The organism is Dyella amyloliquefaciens (assembly GCF_004296575.1).
Classification (GTDB): Bacteria; Pseudomonadota; Gammaproteobacteria; order Xanthomonadales; family Rhodanobacteraceae; genus Dyella; species Dyella amyloliquefaciens.
In genome coordinates this window covers 728240-748435 of sequence record NZ_SAYT01000001.1, presented here as the reverse complement: position 1 = coordinate 748435, position 20196 = coordinate 728240, and the positions used below count along the sequence as shown (strand labels likewise).

The following is a 20196-nucleotide window of genomic DNA, read 5'->3' as shown; positions in this document are numbered from 1 at the left end:
CGTTCGTTCTTGATGTTGTGGTGAGTAGTGTTCATCGGATCAGCGTGGACTTGCCGAACAGCGATTCGACCAGATCCACCGCGAGGCGCGCGGTCTGGTTCTTCTTGTCAAAAGCGGGGTTGAGTTCGACGATGTCGAGCGAACCGATGCGGCCCGTGTCGGCAATCATCTCCATGCACAGCTGCGCTTCGCGATAGTTCGGTCCGCCGCGAACGGTGGTGCCTACGCCCGGCGCGATGGCCGGATCGAGGAAATCCACGTCGAAGCTGACGTGCAGATGCGTGTTGTCATCGACGTCGCCCAGCGCCTCTTCCATCGTGCGCTTCATGCCCACTTCATCAATGTGGCGCATGTCGAAGATGCTGACCTTCGACTCGCGCACGAGGCGCTTTTCATCCTCGTCCACGGAACGGATGCCGACCTGCCGGTACACATCCGGCGTGGTGGCGGGCACCTGGCCACCCACCTCCACCAGTTCCTTCGGACCCTTGCCGCACAGGCACGCCACCGGCATGCCGTGGATGTTGCCCGACGGCGTGACTTCAGCGGTGTTGAAATCAGCGTGCGCATCCAGCCACAGCACGCGAAGCTTCTTGCCTTGCTCACGGCAGTGGCGCGCCACCGCGCTGATGGAACCGATGGCGAGGCAGTGATCGCCACCCAGCATGACCGGAACGCGTCCCGCCACTAGCTCCGCGTAAATCGCTTCGTGCACGGCCTGATTCCAGGCCAGCACTTCAGGCAAGTGTCGATAACCGTTGTGCGGCGGCTGCCACGGATTGAGCGGCCCCTGCAGGTTGCCGCGATCAACCACATCGAGACCGCGCTTGGCGAGCTTGGCGCCGAGGTTGGCTACGCGCAGCGCTTCCGGACCCATGGACGCGCCACGATGACCCGCGCCAATGTCGGTGGGAACGCCGATCAGGGAAATTGCCTTGTTGACCATGCCGACCTGTCAGTGTGTGTGTTCGGGGACCGCGCCGCCTTCCTGCACCAGCGGCAACTGCTGCTGGCGCCAGGCGTTGAGGCTGCCATCGAGCAGTCGCACGTGGCTGTAGCCCAGCGACTGCAGTGTTTCCTGCGCACGTGCGGCACGCCGCCCCGAGACGCAGTACACCACGATCTCGCGGTCACGGGGTACGCCCAGCGCACCGGCCCGGCTACCCAACTGCTCGACGGGGATATTCAGCGCACCCGCGATATGGCCGTCGCGATACTCGTCGGCACGTCGCACATCGAGCAGCAGCGGCGCCTGCCCGGCCTGCTGGCGCTCCACCAGCTGGGTGGCGGCGAGCGGGGCCTCGGTGGCCATGGCCGAGCTCGCACTGGCCAGCGCAACCAGGCCAGCCAGCAGGACCTGTCGCACGCGACCTATCCTCGATGGGCGCGGCAGGGAACGCAGGAAAGTCCATTCTGGTGCGTTTTTCATGACAGAAGAAACCGGAGCTCTCGAAGCCAGACATCAAACTGCCCAGGCAAAGCAGCGACGGGCCCAGGCGGGCCAGCCGCACGGGCAAGCTCCTGGAGTATAGCCGCCCCCTGCCGGTGAAATGGCTGCAGCAAAGCCCGGAAGCAGGATTCCTCGCCGATGGGCCAGCGGCCTCATCACCCAAGCGGACCAGACGCTACTTGATCCCGTTCCGCAGGCGCTGCTTCAGATAGAAGAACAGCGTGGGGTGATACCACTGCTGCGAGGGGCCTTCACTCGCGTGCGGCGCAAGGCGGCGTTGCGCGGCGTCGTTCAGCGCGGTCTGCATCATCGGGATCGCCTTGGCGATCTGATGGATGGGGTAAGTCGCGAAGTTGTCCTTGTCTTCGATGTCGATGGTGGACTGATAGAGAACGCCGCCGGTGTCCACGCCCTCGTCGACCATGTGCACGGTAACCCCGCAATGGCGGCGATCGTCCATGGCCAGTGCCCAGTACCCTCCGTGCACGCCGCGATAGGCCGGCGTGATTCCCATGTGGGTGTTGATGAAGGGAGCATCGATCGATCCCAGCAGCTTGCCCGACAGGATGCGTGTACCGTTCACGACCACGGCATCCGGTGCCAGCTTCTTCAGCAGCTGGATCACCTCGCGCCGATTGGCGCTGACGACCTTGGTGACGGCATGCGAAGGCAGTGGTGCATCGTCCAGTTCGTAGCGATCCAGCAGATGGCGCACGCGGGGGCTTGATCGCACGCCCAGCCATCGGCTGTACACGATGAAGGCGAGCTGGCCCAGCGTGGTGCCCCAGCCCAGCGTCTTCGCCCGGTGCTTGATCATGTTCCTGGAAGACGGCTTCTCTTCCAGCACCACGGCGACGATATCGCAGGTATCCCGCAGGCCGTTGTACATGAGCACGGTGGAAAGGCCAGGACCCGCCAACATCACGATGCGGGGCCTAGGCGGCATGCGTCTGCTCCAGCAGGGTGGAAATTTCACCCATGTTCAACGACTGCATGCCGTAACGCTGCCGCAGCTCGCCGTAGTACTCCAGGATGCGCCCGAGGAATCGCTGGTTCTCCTCCACATGCGCGCCGAAGTTGTGCGGATGCCACCACAGATGGAACAACCGATGGTTCATCGCCGCATGGCGCATCGCGCTCTTGATGCGATGCAGGCGCAGGCCGTCCAGCCACGCGACGGACGGTGTATACGGCCGCAGGAAACGGCTCGACGGAATGTTGAACGGGCGGCTCTTCGCGCACTCCTCGAAGCTGTAGGTGTTGTAGCCGGTGACGTTCACGTACGCATCGAACAGGCGCAAACCTCGCACCAGCGGATTCTGCTGCTCCTGGTTCCTCGGCGTGTAGAACGGCGCGTACTCGTTGCCGCGATAGCAGCGAATGCCCAGCTCCTCCAACACCGATAGGTAATCCGGATTTCCCTGGTTGCGTGGAAATACCAGGCTGTGCACTTCGATGCCGCGCGCCCTGGCTGCTTCGATCGCCGCCACCAGGTCCGCCCTGAAGGCGTCGGCGGTCTGCCCGGGCTCCAGGCAGTAATAGTGCGAGAACGTGTGCGTGCCGATTTCCTGGCCGGGATAGCGGCGAATCAGGTCGATCACTTCAGGCGCGAAGTGATACTCGTCGTCGCTGCCCCACGCATGCTCGTCGATATAGGGATACGGCGACAGCTCGGCGTTGTTGTAGGCCGGCGTATCGTGCGGCAGCTTCGAGCGCAGCTCGGCTACGCCCTCGAAAAAGATGAAGCCCAGGGTCGCCCAGGTGGCATGCACCCCATGGGCATCGAACGACGCGAGCATCTCGCGTATCGCCTGTCGTTCGCCGCGCAGGTTTTCTTCGTAGTCCTGGATGCTGCGCTTATCGCGAACGCCCCAATAGAGCTCAAAATCCAGTGAGACGGTAAATATGCCAGGCATGAGGTCGTACCCATCCCATTGATCCGTATGTCAGCCCCCTACTGAGCTATCCAGCCGGCAATCGGCACCCATGTCCAACCCTCAAACATTCAGCTTTGGTCAGGCGGACGCAAGGATTGTTCGGCCCCAATCGTGAAGGGCGGCTGAGGCACCTGCGGCCCAGGTAGGGGCTCGTACAGGCTCACGAAGCACCAGGTGCCAGCAGCGGTAATCCGCCAGCAAACGCTGGGTACAACCGCCCGTGCCGCTGATGCAGCTTCGATGAAAACGAGGGAGTACGACGAGGATGGTGCCGGCAGCAGGAGTCGAACCCGCGACCTACTGATTACAAATCAGAATTAAAAACCCAAGCGAAGCGCATGGGGCCTATACTTCGGTGAATATTTTTCCCCATTTGGGGGAATCCAGGGGGAATCCGTTCAATGGCGACTTTTGAGAAGCGTCCAGGTGGTTGGCGAGCCCAAGTTCGGCGCAAAGGTGCCAAGAGTATTAGCCGAACCTTTGATCTAAGGAAAGATGCCGAGGCTTGGGCAGCCGAGATTGAGCGAGAGATTCGGCGCGGCAACCTCGCCGTGGTGGATACGGCCGCAACCAAGCTGACTTTTGACCAGTGCGCGGACAAGTACGCCGCCGGCCCGCTTATCGCCCTGCGCTCACGGAAGACATCCGAGCTGTTCCTGCAGAAGGCGCGTGGCCGGTTTGGCCCCAGCTTCGTAACGGCGATTCGTAATGCCGAGGTTGCAACATGGAGGGATGCCCTTCTCCGGGAGGGGATGTCGCCTCGATCCGTCTCCTACTGCCTGTCAGTGCTCTCCACGGTCCTAACGTTTGCCCAGCAGGAACTGTCCGTGACCCTGCCAGGAGGGAACCCCGTGAGCGCCGTACGGAAACCCAGTCCGTCCAAGGGCCGGGATCGGAGACTTTTGCCGGGCGAGCTCCCGGCATTACTCCAGGCCGCCGATCGCTCGCGCGCCGCAGGCATCAGACAGGCGATCGAACTTGCCGTAGAAACAAGCATGCGCCTCAGTGAGATTCTTCACCTGGAATGGCGGCATGTGGACCTAACCGCCAGGACCGCGCACCTTCCGGACACCAAGAATGGCGAAAGTAGAACCGTCGCCCTTTCGTCCGTAGCGGCGGCCTCCTTGTACGCGTTAGCCCCACCGAGGAACCGGCGGGGTCGCGTGTTTACCAATTGGGGGACCAAATTCGCCCTGGAAAAGGCATGGGCCAGCTGCCGGAAAAACGCCCTTGCACGGTACCTCGAGGAATGTACAGAGGCAGGCTCAGTCCCAGACCCGGCATTTCTCAACGATTTGCGCTTTCACGACCTGCGCCACGAGGCCACAAGTCGCCTCTTCGAACGCGGTCTGGGCATCATGGAGGTAGCCAGCATGACCGGGCACAAAAGTCTCAGCATGCTGAAACGCTACACGCATGTCGATGCCGCGAGGCTGGCCGAGAAGCTCGGCTAGCTCATCCGGATGGAAATTGCCGGAGCTTTACAAGATCCGTAATTTTGGGGTCTCGCACCCAACTGGTCTCGATCGAACAGCGCCCGGATGCTCGATCTGAAACGTTTCTTCCGGCGCGCCTGGAAAGGTTCACGGTGGGACCAACGATAAGCGCGCCCCACAGCCGAGCGGTTGAGGTCAGGTGATAGATCTTTCGTCGAGCCGTGAACTCGGGACGGCGCGGACGTACGCCACTTAGCTCCCGCGACCGAGACGGGGCAACGTCCTCGGTAAGATCATGTTCAAGATCCTCATTCAGATTTCTGCCCTAGATCTGCGGATATTTCGCCGGCTCCTACAAGCCCCGAATAGCATCGACTTGGCCGACCATCCAGTGGCAGGCGCCATAGGCGACACGCGGTCACCACGTCACCGCACACCTGGTGCCCCTCTCTTTGTTTATACAGCACCGAATGTCGCCCGGAATGTTCCGATGTACATGTCGCGCTTCATGCGGTGCACTTGCTGCAGAGGGCTTGCGCAAATCAGCTAGCCCAGATCGTACTCCGCAGCATGGGACACTTCGGCTTGGAAGTATTCATTCAAGGCTTGGTGATCGGAAGTACGGTCACCGTTCTCGCATGGTGGTTAGTGCGCCGTGTAACGGCCCGGCATCAGCGGCAAGAACTGAGGATCCATCGCGCGGTCCTTCGGTCGCATGGCATCCGCACGGTTTCCTACGTCCCCACCCAACACATCACCGAACCGCACCTGTGGGAAGCGCTTGAGGCCTGCCTTCAACCGGGCAAGGTCTATCTCGACAAGCAAGGACACATCCTCGGCCGGTTGCGCCTGGAAGAATGTCGTCCGGCGCCCCAGGCGCCAGAGACACCAGCGCCCTCAACCTCACAGCGACCGAACGCCCTGCACTTGGTAGTTTCGAACGACAAGGCCTAACCACGCTCTTCCACCCTAGGAAGGCCGCCCCGCAGCCGGCGCGCTGTCAGCACCGACCATCGTCCGAGTACCTCGATCGACGTGCGCACACACAGACTTCGCATATCACGCTGACGTTGCGACTTGTGAACCTTGTGCGGATTGGCCGTTGCGACACGGTTACGCGCGTGAACGGATGTGCGAACAAAATCTCACGCGGGATCGGCGATCTCCGATGACGATCTCACGGCCCGATCGCAACGTCCTAGCGCGCTATTAAAAGCGTCGCAGGTGAATCAGAAAGCCTTCGATCTCCAGATGGATCGCACCCGTTGCCCTTCTCACGGAACAAGCTTTGACCTTAAGTGAGCAATTGGCTACCTGCCATACCGCGATGTCGGAAAACGTCGCCATCTGGATAGATGCATGAAAGTGAAGACGCCTGTAGTTCCCGGAAAAATCCGATTCCGATACATGGCTACGAGATCTTACAGTCTCACCGCCGGCTAAAAGACGGGCTGTAAGACTGCCGGCACCGCACACGTATTGCTTCTTCAATGGACTGTGTGCTCCTTCACTGGGGCATACATAAATTGGCTATGGCCAAATATTTGGCCGAGATCACCGTGGCGGACTTCACAAACACCAATTTATTCAAAGGAAGAATCAAATGAAGAACGTCAAGCTCGCCACGGCGCTGTTTGCCCTGGGTTTTGTTGCAATCGGTTCTGCTGCGCATGCTTCGTCCAACGGCGGCACCATCACCTTCACCGGCGCGGTAACCGACGAAACCTGCACCGTCACCGGCGGCGCTGGCACGGATGGCGGCACCGGCAACTTCACGGTCGCACTGGATCCGGTGGCGGCGTCCAAGCTGCCGTCGGCTGGCTCGTTCGCTAACAAGAAGCCGTTCCAGGTCATCATCGGTGGTCAGGGTCAGGGCTCCTGCCAGGACGGTAAGGTCGCCACCATGTCGTTCCTGGCTTCCAGCCCGCGCGTCAACCCCAACGGCAACCTCGATAACGCCCTCACCGGCCAGGCCACCAATACCCAGGTGCAGGTGCTCGATGCGACCGGCACGGCCATTGCTCTGAACACTGGCACCTGGAGCGTCAACAGCCCGGCCATCGCCAACAACACGGCCACCATCGACTTTGGCGCGCAGTACTTTGCCACCGGCGCCGCCACGCCGGGCCTGGTCAGCACCAGCGTCATCTACGCGGTGACCTACAACTAATCGTTGTAGTGGCTCCCACCCCTGGCGCCGTTTTGGCGCCAGGGGTCATCACGAACACTTTCTCTCTTTCTTAGGTCATTTATGTCCAACGTATTGCGCTATGCCATGACTGGCGCGCTCGCAGTGGTGGGCTTCATCGCTGCACAAAGCAGCCACGCCAGTGTGGTCATCGGAGGCACACGTGTGGTGTATCCCTCTCAAGAAAAAGAGGTCACGGTCAAGCTGACCAATCAAGGTACCAAACCGGCGTTGGTCCAGGTGTGGCTGGATAACGGCGATGAGAAGTCGACGCCCGACACCGCCAAGGTACCCTTCACCATCACACCGCCCATTTCGCGTATCGACCCCACCAAGGGGCTTGCCATTCGCGTGCTTTACACCAAAGAGCCATTGCCTACGGACAAGGAAACCCTGTTCTGGCTGAACATGTTGGAGGTGCCGCCCAAGCCTGCCGACAGCGAAGGCCGCAATCTGCTTCAGTTTGCCTTCCGCACCCGCATCAAAGTGTTCTTTCGCCCCGCGGGCCTGCAGGGCGATATCGCAACGGCACCCGAAAAATTGAGCTGGAAACTGGTGCCTGCGGACAAAGGTTGGGCGCTTCAAGTGAATAACCCCACCCCTTATTTCATCAGCTTTGCGCACGTCGGCATCAAGACGGGCGACAAGATTGTGGGTGATGAAGGCGGCGGCATGGTCGCGCCGGGCGGCAACACCACCTTTCCCCTGAAGGATGTTGGTTCACCCGCTAGCGATGCTCAGGCCGCTTTCGATGTGATCAGCGACTTCGGCGCCATTAGCAGCATGACGCATGCAGTGACGCGCTAACGGTCTAAGTAGCTGCCCAAAGCGCACTTTGTACTCCAACAAAAAGTCCGCTTTTTCTCGCGGGCGACATCTTCCATTTGCCGGGATTTACGAGAACGTGCGCATGTCCGATAGCTCTGCCCATCGTTATTCGCTTCACCAGCGGAGCCTGCTGCGACCGGCGCTCTTGAGCGTTGCCATTGCCGGCCTGTTCACGAGTCATGCCGTGGCGGCCGAGCTTCCGGCAGTGGTGGTTGACCCGGCAGCGGCGGCGGTTGACCCCGCGCCTTCCGGTGGGTCGGTTAACTTTGATGCCGCCTTCTTCCCCGCGGGCATGGCTCCCAAAGTTGACCTTTCGCGCTTTGAAAAAAGCGGTTATGTTGCGCCCGGCACGTACCACGGCGACATCGTCGTCAACAAGGAATGGCGCGCCCACGCGGACATTGTGTATGCCAATACGGCCGATGATAAATCGACGGTTCCCTGCTTTGATACCAAGACGTTGCTCAGTTATGGCATCGACATGGGCAAGGTGGCGAAGGACGCGGATCACCCGCCTAAAATGGCGGCGGCCTCTGGCTCATTTTGCGGCAATCTTGGCGACTATATTCCGGGCGCCTCGGCCAGTTTTGATGCGGAATCGCAATCCATCACATTCACCGTACCGCAAATCTACCTGTCGCACAGTGCGCGCGGTTGGGTCGACCCCTCCCAGTGGGACCCGGGCATCAATTCAACCGTCCTCAATTACAACGCCAACGCCTACAGCACCCATAACAGGACAGGCAGCGACGCCAATGGCTACCTGGGCCTCAATGCCTCGGTCAACTTTGGCTCGTGGCATCTTAATCAGTTGTCGTCGCTGTCGTTCACCGAGGGCGGTCACAGCCGTTACCAAAATGCCGCGACGTACATACAGCATGACATTCCGTCGTTAGGCGCACAGTTTGTTGCAGGCGATACCTTTACGCCGGGCGATATGTTCGACAGTGTCCGTGTACGTGGTGTGCGGCTTTATAGCGACGACCGCATGCTGCCGCAGTCGCTTCGCGGCTACGCACCGGTAGTGCATGGCTTGGCCGAAACCAATGCACACATCATTGTCCGTCAGCGCGGATATATCATCTACGAAATCAACGTCGCGCCCGGACCTTTCTCGATCGATGATCTCTATCCCACCGGTTACGGTGGTGACCTCGACGTTCAAGTCATCGAGGCCGATGGTCGCACCAAGCAGTTTAGCGTGCCTTATTCGGCGGTTACCCAGCTACTGCGTCCGGGGCTTTCGCGCTGGAGCATTACGGCGGGCAAAGTCGATGAGATGAATTTCGTCGATCAGCCCAATCTGGTACAGGGCACGTATCAGCGCGGCTTGACCAATTTGATGACCGGTTACGCGGGCGCCACGCTCGCTACCGGTTATCGCTCCGCCTTGGTGGGTGGTGCGCTCAATACGGATGTGGGCGCGTTCTCCATGGACATCACCGAGGCCCGCGACCAAGTGCCAGGCCAGGCGGCGACGAGCGGCTTAAGTACGCGCCTGGGATACAACAAGAATTTTGTTGATACAGGCACCAATTTCGCCGTCGCCGCCTACCGCTACTCCACCCCCGGCTACGTTGACTTGCTAACCGCTACGCAACTTCGCAATGCGGTCGCGCAAAATCAAAACCCTAGCGGCATTCTGCGTCAACGCAGCCGCGCGGATATCAGTATCAACCAGACGCTGGGCGAGCGGACTGGCCAACTCTTTCTCACCGGTTCCGTTAGCAACTATTGGAACCAGGGCGGAAAGCAGGTCGATTTCTCGGCAGGCTATAGCAACCAGTGGCATGGCATCAGCTATAACCTTTCTGCGCAACGCACGCGTGACAGTGTACAAAGCATGCAGACGGCGGGTCTGGTCAACCAGATTCCTGGCGAGCCCGATAGCTATATCCCGTCCGCCGCCGTCACGCGGCGCGACACGCGCATTTATCTGACGGTAAGCGTGCCGTTGGGTAAGAGTGCCCGTGCTCCTATGTTCAACACACTGCTGAGCCATTCGCAGCAAAGTGGTAATACCGAGCAAGTGAGTGTCAGCGGCAGTGTCGATAAAGACAGCCGCCTTACCTACGGCGCTTCGGCGTCACACGCGCCGAGCGACAATACGTTTAGCATCAACAGTCAATACGCTAGTAGCTCGGGCAATATCACGGGCGGCTATAGCCAGGGTAGTGGCTATCACCAATTTAGTGCGGGTATGTCCGGTGGCGTCATCGTTCATCGCAACGGTGCGGTGTGGTCGCCTCCGCTGGGCGATACCGTCGGCCTGGTGTACGCGCCCGATGCACGTGGCGCCACCATCCAAAACTCTCGCGGCTCCGTCGTTGATATCAACGGCTACGCGGCCGTTCCGTACCTCATGCCCTATGAGCTGAACGCGGTCACCGTGGATCCCAAGGGTGCCGGTGCTGGCGTGACCTTCAACGACAACATGCACAGCGTGGCGCCACGCGCCGGTTCCGTGGTGCTTTTGAAGTTCAACACCGCGAGTGGGCATGCGATCTTGGTCGATACCTCGCTGCCCGATGGTCGCCCGGTGCCCTTTGGTGCCGACGTGCTGGACAGCCAAGGAAACAAGGTAGGCGTCGCGGGACAGGCGAGCCGTCTGTTTATCAACGGCCTCAAGAATTCTGGCGCGGTTACCGTGCGATGGGGTGACCACGCGGACGAGAGTTGCAAGATCGATATCCGTCTACCCTCCAAGGCAAAGAAGGGTGGCGACGATTACGACATGCTTAAGCTTGCTTGCGGTCGCGTCGACACAGCATCCACCTTGCCTCATGCAACTAATACGCAAGCATCGCTTGGCAGCGCTGTGTATCTACAAGCGCCTATGCCATCCGTGAGTGCAACGGAAAGCTATCACAGTCCACTGCTGACGCAACCGTACACCCGTCTCTTGTAAATGTTTCTTCGTGAGTAAGCCGCCACTAAGCGCCTTTAGCGCCAAAGACCGTTGGATCGACCGCCATGCTCAATACCTCGCTGGTTCAAACCTAGCCAACCACGCCGGGGACTCGTGCCGATGCATTTATCCTCACCCACCCCACTTACCACTGAGTACTGACCTATGAACAAGTTCGCCTCTGCTGCCCTTACTGTCGCTTTGCTAAGTGCCGTTTCTAGCGCTTACGCTCAAACAAGCACCGTCCTCTTCAACATCACTGGCACCATTCAGGCCGGTACCTGCGCGCTTACCGTGGCTGACGTTGACCTTGGCACTTACCCGGCGACCGCCTTTACGGGTGCCTATACCACGTCTTGGAAGGACGTCCCGGTGCAGTCCAGTGCGTGCGATCCACTGGTGACCACGGTGCACATAAAACTTAGCGGTGGCGCGGACCTCAACAACTCTAACTTGTTCACCGGTGTAAGCGGCATCGGTATTGAGTTGCAGCGTACGTCTGATGCAACACCGATCCTGCCGGCAGGCACATCGGTGGACTTTGTGGCCTCAACCGCCGCTACCACCTACCACTACCAGGCGCGTTTTCACCAGTCGGCAGCCACGGTCGCGGCTGGCACGGCGCACACGCCGGTGACGCTTAACGCCACGTATAACTAAGCGGCAACAGTTCGGCGTTGCATCACCCGATGTAGCGCCGGCAAAAGCCAGCCTTGCCCAGGGAAATCTTTGTGATGAAGCGCGTCACTGTATGGATCGGCGTTCTGCTGCCTTTTGCGTTGGCATTCGCCAGCGTGAATGCAAGCGCACAGACCACCTTCAATATGACCGGCACTATTGTCAACGGCACCTGCCAGTGGACGCTGTCGGGTGGTAGCGACAGCACTGTGGCGCTGGACCCCATTTCCGTTTCCGCGCTGCCCGCCGTGGGCGCGACGGGCTACAAGCCGTTTCAGCTCACGGTGAATAGTTGTAGTGCAGGCCTTACCCAAGCCACGTTTGCTTTCACTGGTACGTCCGACGCGACCGATCTTGCGCGTTACAAAAACACCGGCGCCGCCACGGGAGTGGCGGTGGAATTGGAGTCCGCTGATGGCGCGACCATAGGCGCAAACAACACCAACAATACACGCACCGTCCCCATTTCCGCAGGCCAGGCCACGCTTGATCTACGCGTTGCCTATTGGAAGTTGCCTAGCGTACTTGCCACCACGGGCTCCGTGCTTTCCAGCACCCTAGTCACCATGAGCTATCTGTAAGCCTGGCCCATGATGAATAACTAGTTTCGGTGTAAGCGCAAGCATGGCGAAAAGCGCCTGATGATCAACATGCTTCGACAGCATAAACACAGTGCTTTCGTGGGTTCTATGGCAGAACGGCATGTTGACCGACGTTACGAGTATCACAATTTTTTTAGCCCTGTAAGTCACAGGTGCCTTTGAGGGTTAAAGGAACATTATGCATATATCGCTCATTTCCGCTGGCAGCTTATGGGGTCGTTCGACCGGACATAGCATGCTTAAATTTGTGCACACGCTTTCACTTGTCTTGCTGATGGTGGTCAGCTTGATGGCGCCCCCTGCGCAAGCATCGACTTGCTCTTTGGTAAATGGCTCCACTCTGCAGCCGATGAGCCCTGTCGTTGCCTCCCCCGTCATACAGGGTTCTATTACCGTGGGTCGTGATATTCCCATCGGAACGATATTATATAAGTCGACTTACTGGGGAAGTGCGGCTATTCCCGCCTATAAATGCGATGTCGGCGGTACGGGCTACCTATCCTATGAAATCAACACCGCTCCTTCGTATGGCCTATCTACTTGGGTTGCTCCCAATGGCGCCAAGGTGTATTTGACGCATATTGCAGGCATTGGTGTTTACGCTTCGAATGAAACTCCCGGTAACACTGGCGGTGGAATTCCTTGGACAGGTTCTGGCTTCTCATTGGCAGGCGGTGGTGTAACTGGTTTCATGGATCCGACTGGCAACGCCACCATGACCTCGTTCGTGCTAAATGTTGTAAAGATCAGCAACACTGTGGGCACGGGGACACTAACGTCAGCTGACTTTCCTACCGTCAAATATTATTTTAATAGCACAAATAGGTTTCCCTATTTGCAGTCTAACGCTGTGGCTGGATCTGTCGTGGTGGTGGCGGGAACATGTACGACACCAGACGTGTATGTAGATATGGGCTCCCATGCCGTAAGCGAATTGACGGGCATTCGTACAGGAACCGCGTGGGTTAACTTCAGCGCGCAACTCACCAACTGTCCGGCCTTCTTCGGATATAACCAATATCGTGTGTATCCGTTCGCGGGCACAAGCACCGCCTCCAGCCTCGCAAGCAACGCCATCAACTTCACCATTCAGGCGGTGGCTGGCTGGTCCGCCGGGGCCGACCTGGGTGTACTTCTATTGCAGCCTGACGGCGTTCACCCAACTGCGACCGGTATAGGCATACAACTGGCGATGGGTTCGAATGGCGCTAACGTTATCAATCAAAACGCGTATCCGCTGGGTTCCGTGAGCGTTACAGCTACGCCACAAAATTACTCTATAAACATGAGTGCCCGTTATATCCAAACGAATTCCACTACGGCGGCAGGTCAAGCCAACGGTGCGGCCACCATTACCCTAATTTACCTTTGAGATATCTCTATGGGACTGAAGAGTTTAATCGCGTTAGGTCTTTTGACAATAATGCCCTTAGCCAGCGTAGCACAAGACCTAACGGTTCATTTTACAGGAGATTTTTTTGTCCCTTCTTGTGCCGTCTCGATAGACGATGTTGATCTCGGAACTTATAGCGTGTCGGACTTCACGGGGGTGCTTATGAGGACGCCTGCGAAAGTCGTCACCCTTAAAGCGACGAACTGTAGTCATGTGTCGGTCGCTAGCGTGCTGTTTAGTGGGGTAGCCGATGGAACAGTCTCTGGTGGTAATAATTTTAAGGTAACCTCGGTGTCTGGAAACATTTCGGGCGTTGCAGTGTATTTAGCAAAAGCTGACGGAACGAAGATACTTCCAGGCGCACCCTCGACAGCCTTAAATTGGGACTCGCCTGTCGTCAATCCATCGATAACGATATTGGCTAGCTTTATTCAAACAACAAGTACCGTCACGCCAGGGGTTGGGCGCGTTTTTGTTAATGCCCAATTTACTTACAACTAAATTAGAAACGATGAAGTGTTCTCGTCTTTTCGTGACACTTGGCAATGGATGTGGTGGATGATGCCATCGTGCGCACAGGGAGTTCACCTATAACAACGCTGGGTTTGACAGGTTCGTCATGTGACCTTTCACCGCCCAGTCGAAAAGCTCAACTAGACAGTTTTCTCTGGCGTCACGTTTAGCGTATTCGCTGATTCGGGCCGGATACGTAAGCTCGCCCAAACCGTAAACGCGCAAGTAGTAGTAGTGCTTTCTGGCATCGCTCTTTAGCCAGGAGGTCCTCTGACGAAGTCAAAATTCACCGAGACACAGATCGTATCGATTCTGAAGCAAACGGTCGCCGGCATTCCAATGAAAGACATCTTCCGGCAAGGAAGCATCAACGTGGCTACCTACTACCAGTGGAAGAGCCATTACTTACAGCAAATGCGCTGCCCGCCATCGATGTGACGTCTGCTGACTCGCGCACCGTCATCACCTCTCAACAACCTTGCGCAGTTGCCGTTGGCCCACAGTGCAGAAGCCATCGCCCTTCTGGCGCCAGGCGTCGTACAAGGTATGGCTACTTCAGTGGCTAAACGTCTAACTCTTCTGTCGTTTCATTTGGCGGCGCCTCAGCATGGCCCGACGGCCCTGGATGCGACGCATAAGATGGCGCCGTATACCGTATCCAATACCTATGGGGCGTCTTTGTACCAGACGACACCACGCTACGGCAGGATCGCTGTTTCCTACGACCTCTAAGCCGTTGACAAAGCCCGGCCGATAGGCCGAACTCCATGCTGTATCACCTCCCGTGGCAGCATGGAACTTACTGGGGTTTTCCCACACCGCCAGTCTTGCTGGCGGCGCCTTTTTTGCTCCAAGTCACACCCCGTCCATTGGTTGGCAATCAGGTTGTCCATGCCCATCGTCACCTGGAATGAATGCCTCCAGACCGTACGTCATTGAGCAGCATGCTTCTAAGTGGCCGTTGCATGCGTTTGTCCAGTGCTCAAACAAAGATCGGCGACAGTGTCACGAACGTGGAAACCGGCATCGCGTAAACGCTTGGCAATAACGAAATGAGCTAATGGAGCTCAGGCAATCACTCAATAAGCACGCTCTCACTTCGACAACGAGCGTCGCTTCACAACTATCACTGTTTCAGTTGTCCATAGCACCACCTTGGATATGATGCGGCCGATCGAGTAACTTCCCTCCGGACCCTCTGCACAATTGGATGCGAGTCCGAAGCTGCTGACCAACCACCCTCAACCAAATCCGCGGCTGCCGCGCGACCAATCAATGCAGGCCGGTCAGAGCATCTGTGGATGGCGTGCCAATCACTGCTGGCCAATGCAGGATGGGGATGCTTGTAAAGGGAGAAAGCGTGAATTTTGCAGAGACTGAAGCTTCTTTGGGCCGGTGGCCGTTGCTCTCGACCCCTCAATGAGATCCGCGGTCGCTGCGGGACCGCCTCGGCTATGCTGGCAACGCCCCGCGCACGGCAAGCCATTGCTCGACGAGTGGCCACGTTTCGCGCGCCGCATTGCGCGAGAGAATCAAGCGATCGTGCGTGTAGTCCTCGCGGAAACCTTGATCCCGGCCGCAAAGCCGATACGTATGGTCTGTACCAGCGAAGCCGCTGACCAGCGTCGCGCAGCCTTGCGCTGGTGCGATAAACGTGTCGCCACTACCCGCGAGCGCGAGTACGGGCACTTTGACCAAGCCGAGTGCACGCTGGTAGTCGAAGCCGTCCTCGCCGGTGAACGTGCGCGAGAGGCTCCATCGGCACCATTGCTGCATCAGCCGACGCTCCTCGCCTTCCGGGCCGACGCGCAGGAGCCAGCCCGGGAGGCGGCCGCCGCAGGCGATCCAGCCGGTCATCACCTGCACTAGGATGCGATTACGCCAGGTGAGCGCCGCAGCCGTCGCTTGGCTCGCCAATAGCACGAGCCCTCCGAATTCGCTTGCCGCGCGCACCGGATTGCGCGCCATCCACATCGCCGCGACGAGCCCACCGCCGCTGTGTCCGACCCAATAAATTCGCTGCATTCCGCTTTTCGCACCAACAGCATTGATGACGGCCTCTACATCTTCGCGTGCGACCGTGTCGAACGTATAGGACGTCGGCGCCTTCGCACTGAAGCCGTGCCCGCGCCAATCGAAGACCCAGCAGGCGAACCCGCGTCGTGCCAGATACTCCGCAAGCGCCATACATGTTCGGTGGTTCGAGAAGGTGCCGTGCGTGAGCACGACCGGCGCACCGACTTCACGGCCAACGCGCGTCAGCGCAAGCTGTGCACCATCTCGTGTCGCTATGTTCACGGTCAGTGCGGTCATCTTTGCTGAATCTCTGCGCATTTGCCCATGGGCGATCGACCGGAGGTCGCGAACACCGGTCTGGCCTATAAATTACCGAATCATCGTAGGTGCAGGCCGCTATCTGTGTTACCCAAGCGGTCAAGAACGATTCGTGCAGGGTAGTTCCAAAGATCGCTTGTCATGGCTTCAGGCTCGGTGATTTCACGGCCTAGTGTTGATCCCTGAGGGTTTCTCATCACAACAGCAGCGAGCATAGATCAGCGCCCCAGGCCGGGCCATCGGACGAATCTTTAAAACGCTTGGCGATAGAGGCGCGAGGACGGGGCCTCGCTTCCTGTCTGGTAGTCACTCATGAAGCTGCGCTCATCCGCTTCGATGATTTTTGATGCGAAGAAGAAGCGCACGCGCCGCGAGGTCTTCCTGGCACAGGTGGAGAAGGTCATCACATGGTCGGCGCTGGAAGCGCTCATCGCGCCCAACTGCCCCAAAGAGGGAGGGCTGGGGCGTCATCCGGTGCCATAACCGGCCATGCTTCGGGTGCGTCTGATGCGGCAACCCAGCGCCGCGGCACTGCTAGTGATACAGGTCAAAAAGCGTTGCCAACGCACAAGCCGCGCGAGGGCCAAGATGACGGTCCGACGGATGCCCTTGCCCGACTTGCGGTCATGATAACTTTTCTTATCATGACCTCTAAGTTTTCCAGCCAAAGTGACGTTTCTCAGCTGGACAGGCCCTAGAACTGTGTAACGCTTACAGTTGCCGCCAACCCTAGAAGCTATAGACGGCGGCTTTCCTGCTGCCAGTCTTCGGGAGTGATATCGCCGGCCGCTCGATACAGCGGCCGTTGGCCGCTGTCAAACAAGAACCGCATTCGTGATGCGTCTTGGCCAACGAATAGCCACAGGAACTTCCGGTCAAACTGAAATTTGAACCGGAACGGATAAATCGGCCCGTCGTGCGCGTCGTCGCCGAAGACGTCGAAACCACGCGGGATAAGCAGCGTCCGCATTGGGTCGAGGGCGTTCTTAGCTGCCCTGCTCTCCCATCCATCAAGGCGCGCTGTGACAGCATCCAGTCGCTCGGCGGGCGCCGGTCGCAGGTCGATGACTTCCACGAGAATTTCCCGCACCGTCGCCACCCGAGCCACCGCGTCAACGACTGCTTGCTCCGCCTCGTCCGATGGACATACCAGACGTGCCGGTAGGCCAAGCGATACCGTAAGACGATAGGTGACGTGGTCAGCGATCCGCTCTGCGATCGCCTCGATCTTGCGTTCCGCGGCTCGACCTGGCTCGGTGCGAGGTGATTCAACTGAATCACTCAGGCCGAACCCGTTGCCTGGTGAGCCTGGTGAGTCAGCTGACTCACGCATGTCGAACCGCCTACCTGGTGAGTCAACTGACTCAGCTTGCCCCGGGCCGGCTAGATTGACCCGATCCGGATATTCAACCGAAGCCTGAAGCGCACTTTCAATAAATACCTGAAGGCGATGGATCCTCCCTTTCTGGATCATATCCATGGCCGAACATCCCCCAAGCATTGGGTTAGGGGCACGAAACCACTTCGCCGCTTTCGCGGTATCCCTTTCCAAGCCAATGGTCACCGCATTGGCAAGGTGCGCCAGTTGCACAACGAAGTGGTCGGTAGTCTCGGAGGGGGAGCCGGACCCTCGGGTCTGTTGGACAGCCTCGGCGAGAGCCTCTGCGGATAGGCCGAACCAATTAAGTACTCGGTCACGCCGAGGGACTCCGTCTTGCGTGAAGCCCAGCGGATCCAAGCCTTCCATTGAAATGATTGGTGCAGAATTCACCACCACGCATCTCCCTTCCCCGGGCCAGCTACCTCGCGAGCCAGCGCAATTACAGTTGCTGGGTCAGTGGCAAAACGTTCTGCGGGCGCCTGCATCACACCGGCCCCATCCAACAGCATTGGGCTCTTCCCATATAGCCAAAATGCTCGCCTCCAGCCGCCCCGGTCTACCGCCTGCTTAAAATCCTCACAGAGCGCCAATACCGCAAGCAGTGCGTGAACTTCGGGATGCCGTAATCGCCCATACTGGTCAAACTGAAAGTCCGGATGCACGAAGTCACGCGCCGGAGCGGACCACACACCAAGCAATTCGCCGGCGCGCCGCCTTTCCCGCGCCCATTGAGCCTCACCACCCGCTTCAATGCCATTGTGCCGAGCAACACTTACCGAATCTGGCCAGTGAAGACGCAGCAGTTCGTTCCGGGCCTCAATGGCTGCCAATCTCGGGTTCATCTGCGGCCCCCGACTACCAATCTGCCTCCGACGGCATAAAGTCTTCACGCGCTGCTTTGACTGACAGCGTCGGCGCGCTCGACAGGAAGTCTGCCGGGCACTTCCCGTCCAGCGATCGCCTCCCTTCAAAGAGCCAGTTAATAGTGGCCCACTCACCTGTATCGGGCGGGATCACCGCAAGAAGTTCTTCCATCACGGAAAGAACATCGCCCGCCGCCATGTCAAATTGCACGATCGGGTAAAGGTAAACGTCCCCGATCGGAACCCCTGCCAATTTGCGCCCGATCCGCAACTGTTCTCCGGAACGGCGCCGCCGAGTTCGTGACAATAGCTCGTCGACCTGACTCTCGGTCAGCCAAGTCTCGTTCCCAAGTAACCTTGCACGATGCTGGGCCCCCGCTTCTTCACGGCTCAGCAAGGTAGTTCTATCACCGCTCGAACCGACAACTTTGTGCGCGAGAAGCTGTGTGACTGCGCGCGTGAGATGGAAGTGAGCGAATCGCACTGCAGCCTGGGCAATTCGCAATTCACTGGCATTGAGTTCGCCCATGGCAAGGCGGAGCGCTTGCGGCTCCTGCAACCGTTCAACCGTCATCATCGCCTTTCTCCTCAATGGGCGGAAAGATACACTCCAACAGCGATCGTAGGGCCTTCCACTTTGTTGAGGCGGCCATGAATCAGATTGTCAGAGTCGTCCTTGACGAAGCCTGGAAATCCGTTCGGGAAACTCCCAGAGCTTACTTTTCTCCGATTGTTGCTACTTACCGGTGGATCATCGGGGCATTCTGTCGGCCAACCCCAAAGAACCCTGCAGGCTGAATCCAACGCTCGCTACGTTCGATAATGTCGTGTGCGGCTTTCTGCAGACGCGAGTCAATAATGCGGTCGCGGCATCTGATCGAAAGTGTTCATGGATCGGCCTATTTTGTTTGTTTACGGTGGATCCCGTTGGATGTGGGTCGTTAGTTCGCCCCTGAGGCGAACTCGATCGGTCGCTGCTTCCGCTTCGCGTCCGAGGCCACAAGGTCATGAACTAGCTCAGCCCCCTTCGAACTGCGCGGTGCTCGAAAAACCATAGAGCAGGACGCGGCTGCCTGCCTCCCCTTCCCTGCGTGTCTCCTTACCCGCGCAGGCAGCTCAAGAGCCTTCAGAGCCCGAAAAAGCCAGAGCGCCGGGACGGATACGGAGGGAGGAGCGAAGCGACGAGCCTTTTCAGGTTCTGGCTAACCGCCCATTGCAGAGGCAATGAAGCGTGTGTGTGCAACCACAGTGTGAGCGAAGCGAAGATAGGAAGCGTTAGCTGCAACCGGTGCAGGCCAATGCTCCGTGAGTCGAGCACGGATCACGGGAAAGCCAGGGGAGGCGAATGGGCAGCTCGCTGGCCATTCGCCAAATGGAGAATCGACCAGACAGCCGAGCGGTGCTCGCTGACAAGCGCGTCGAAGTGAAGATGTTACGGAAGAGCGAGCGGCTACTCCCCATGCGGTGGACGCAACCAGAGGCCCTCACGTATCGACCTATCGCCGGGGTCCTTCTATACCGGGACCAGGCAACAGGACTAGGTGCGACGCGCGAAGCGTGACGCGCCCGGGTGACCTGCACCGTTTGCAGACAGGGCGACTTCGTCGGCTCGACTTCGGCCATTGCTGAGGTTGCCAGCGCCGAAGGCGCGGAAGCCCAAACTGTCTCGAAATCCAAATCGAAGC

The 20196-nt window shown here is 58.6% G+C and carries 16 protein-coding genes and 1 pseudogene; 10 read left to right on the top strand and 7 right to left on the bottom strand.

Going from position 1 to position 20196, the window contains the following annotated elements; all coding sequences use genetic code 11:
- Positions 1–31: 31 nt before the first annotated feature.
- The 4 genes from rocF to EPB08_RS03030 form a co-directional block, all read right to left on the bottom strand.
- Positions 32–946 (bottom strand): arginase, encoded by a 915-nt coding sequence (gene rocF, locus EPB08_RS03045; RefSeq protein WP_130617571.1) that lies wholly within the window; start codon positions 944–946, stop codon positions 32–34.
- Positions 947–955: 9 nt separating this feature from the next.
- Positions 956–1366 (bottom strand): rhodanese-like domain-containing protein, encoded by a 411-nt coding sequence (locus EPB08_RS03040; protein WP_165418381.1) that lies wholly within the window; start codon positions 1364–1366, stop codon positions 956–958.
- Positions 1367–1625: 259 nt separating this feature from the next.
- Complete coding sequence (locus tag EPB08_RS03035; protein WP_130617569.1) at positions 1626–2396, bottom strand: formyl transferase; 771 nt, start codon at positions 2394–2396, stop codon at positions 1626–1628.
- Positions 2386–3366: a polysaccharide deacetylase family protein gene (locus EPB08_RS03030; RefSeq protein WP_130617568.1), complete on the bottom strand. Its 981-nt coding sequence runs from the start codon at positions 3364–3366 to the stop codon at positions 2386–2388. The genes EPB08_RS03035 and EPB08_RS03030 overlap by 11 nt, the downstream gene beginning before the upstream one ends.
- A 422-nt stretch (positions 3367–3788) precedes the next feature.
- Between EPB08_RS03030 and EPB08_RS03025 the strand changes: the two genes are divergently transcribed.
- The 9 genes and pseudogenes from EPB08_RS03025 to EPB08_RS02985 form a co-directional block, all read left to right on the top strand.
- Positions 3789–4841 (top strand): site-specific integrase, encoded by a 1053-nt coding sequence (locus EPB08_RS03025; RefSeq protein WP_130617567.1) that lies wholly within the window; start codon positions 3789–3791, stop codon positions 4839–4841.
- Positions 4842–6426: 1585 nt separating this feature from the next.
- On the top strand, positions 6427–6993 hold the full coding sequence (locus EPB08_RS03020; protein WP_130617566.1) for a fimbrial protein: 567 nt from the start codon (positions 6427–6429) through the stop codon (positions 6991–6993).
- Positions 6994–7074: 81 nt separating this feature from the next.
- Entirely contained in the window at positions 7075–7818 is a 744-nt protein-coding gene (locus EPB08_RS03015; protein WP_130617565.1) for a fimbria/pilus periplasmic chaperone, read from the top strand.
- Positions 7819–7846: 28 nt separating this feature from the next.
- A complete protein-coding gene (locus tag EPB08_RS03010; RefSeq protein ID WP_130617564.1) occupies positions 7847–10747 on the top strand; it encodes a fimbria/pilus outer membrane usher protein in 2901 nt (966 codons plus the stop codon).
- Between the two features lie 165 nt (positions 10748–10912).
- Positions 10913–11407, top strand: a complete 495-nt coding sequence (locus EPB08_RS03005; RefSeq protein ID WP_130617563.1) for a fimbrial protein — start codon at positions 10913–10915, stop codon at positions 11405–11407.
- Positions 11408–11481: 74 nt separating this feature from the next.
- Positions 11482–12006 carry a fimbrial protein gene (locus EPB08_RS03000; RefSeq protein ID WP_130617562.1) on the top strand — a complete coding sequence of 175 codons (525 nt, stop codon included), beginning with the start codon at positions 11482–11484 and terminating at the stop codon, positions 12004–12006.
- Between the two features lie 256 nt (positions 12007–12262).
- Positions 12263–13399 carry a fimbrial protein gene (locus EPB08_RS02995; protein ID WP_165418380.1) on the top strand — a complete coding sequence of 379 codons (1137 nt, stop codon included), beginning with the start codon at positions 12263–12265 and terminating at the stop codon, positions 13397–13399.
- A 9-nt stretch (positions 13400–13408) separates the two neighbouring features.
- Positions 13409–13921 carry a fimbrial protein gene (locus EPB08_RS02990; protein WP_130617560.1) on the top strand — a complete coding sequence of 171 codons (513 nt, stop codon included), beginning with the start codon at positions 13409–13411 and terminating at the stop codon, positions 13919–13921.
- 282 nt (positions 13922–14203) lie between these two features.
- Positions 14204–14338: pseudogene (locus EPB08_RS02985) on the top strand (transposase); the annotation flags it as partial.
- Positions 14339–15385: 1047 nt separating this feature from the next.
- On the opposite strand, the gene EPB08_RS02980 reads toward EPB08_RS02985, so the two are convergent.
- Complete coding sequence (locus tag EPB08_RS02980) at positions 15386–16246, bottom strand: alpha/beta fold hydrolase (protein ID WP_205746258.1); 861 nt, start codon at positions 16244–16246, stop codon at positions 15386–15388.
- A 333-nt stretch (positions 16247–16579) separates the two neighbouring features.
- Between EPB08_RS02980 and EPB08_RS20980 the strand changes: the two genes are divergently transcribed.
- Positions 16580–16750 carry a hypothetical protein gene (locus EPB08_RS20980; protein ID WP_165418379.1) on the top strand — a complete coding sequence of 57 codons (171 nt, stop codon included), beginning with the start codon at positions 16580–16582 and terminating at the stop codon, positions 16748–16750.
- Positions 16751–17003: 253 nt separating this feature from the next.
- Here the strand turns inward: EPB08_RS20980 and EPB08_RS02975 are convergent, their stop codons facing one another.
- Both EPB08_RS02975 and EPB08_RS02965 read right to left on the bottom strand, forming a co-directional pair.
- The gene (locus EPB08_RS02975; protein ID WP_267873341.1) at positions 17004–18014 is read right to left on the bottom strand and encodes an antitoxin Xre/MbcA/ParS toxin-binding domain-containing protein; all 1011 of its coding nucleotides are present in this window, start codon (positions 18012–18014) and stop codon (positions 17004–17006) included.
- Between the two features lie 489 nt (positions 18015–18503).
- Positions 18504–19088 carry a hypothetical protein gene (locus EPB08_RS02965; RefSeq protein WP_130617556.1) on the bottom strand — a complete coding sequence of 195 codons (585 nt, stop codon included), beginning with the start codon at positions 19086–19088 and terminating at the stop codon, positions 18504–18506.
- Between the last annotated feature and the right edge of the window lie 1108 nt (positions 19089–20196).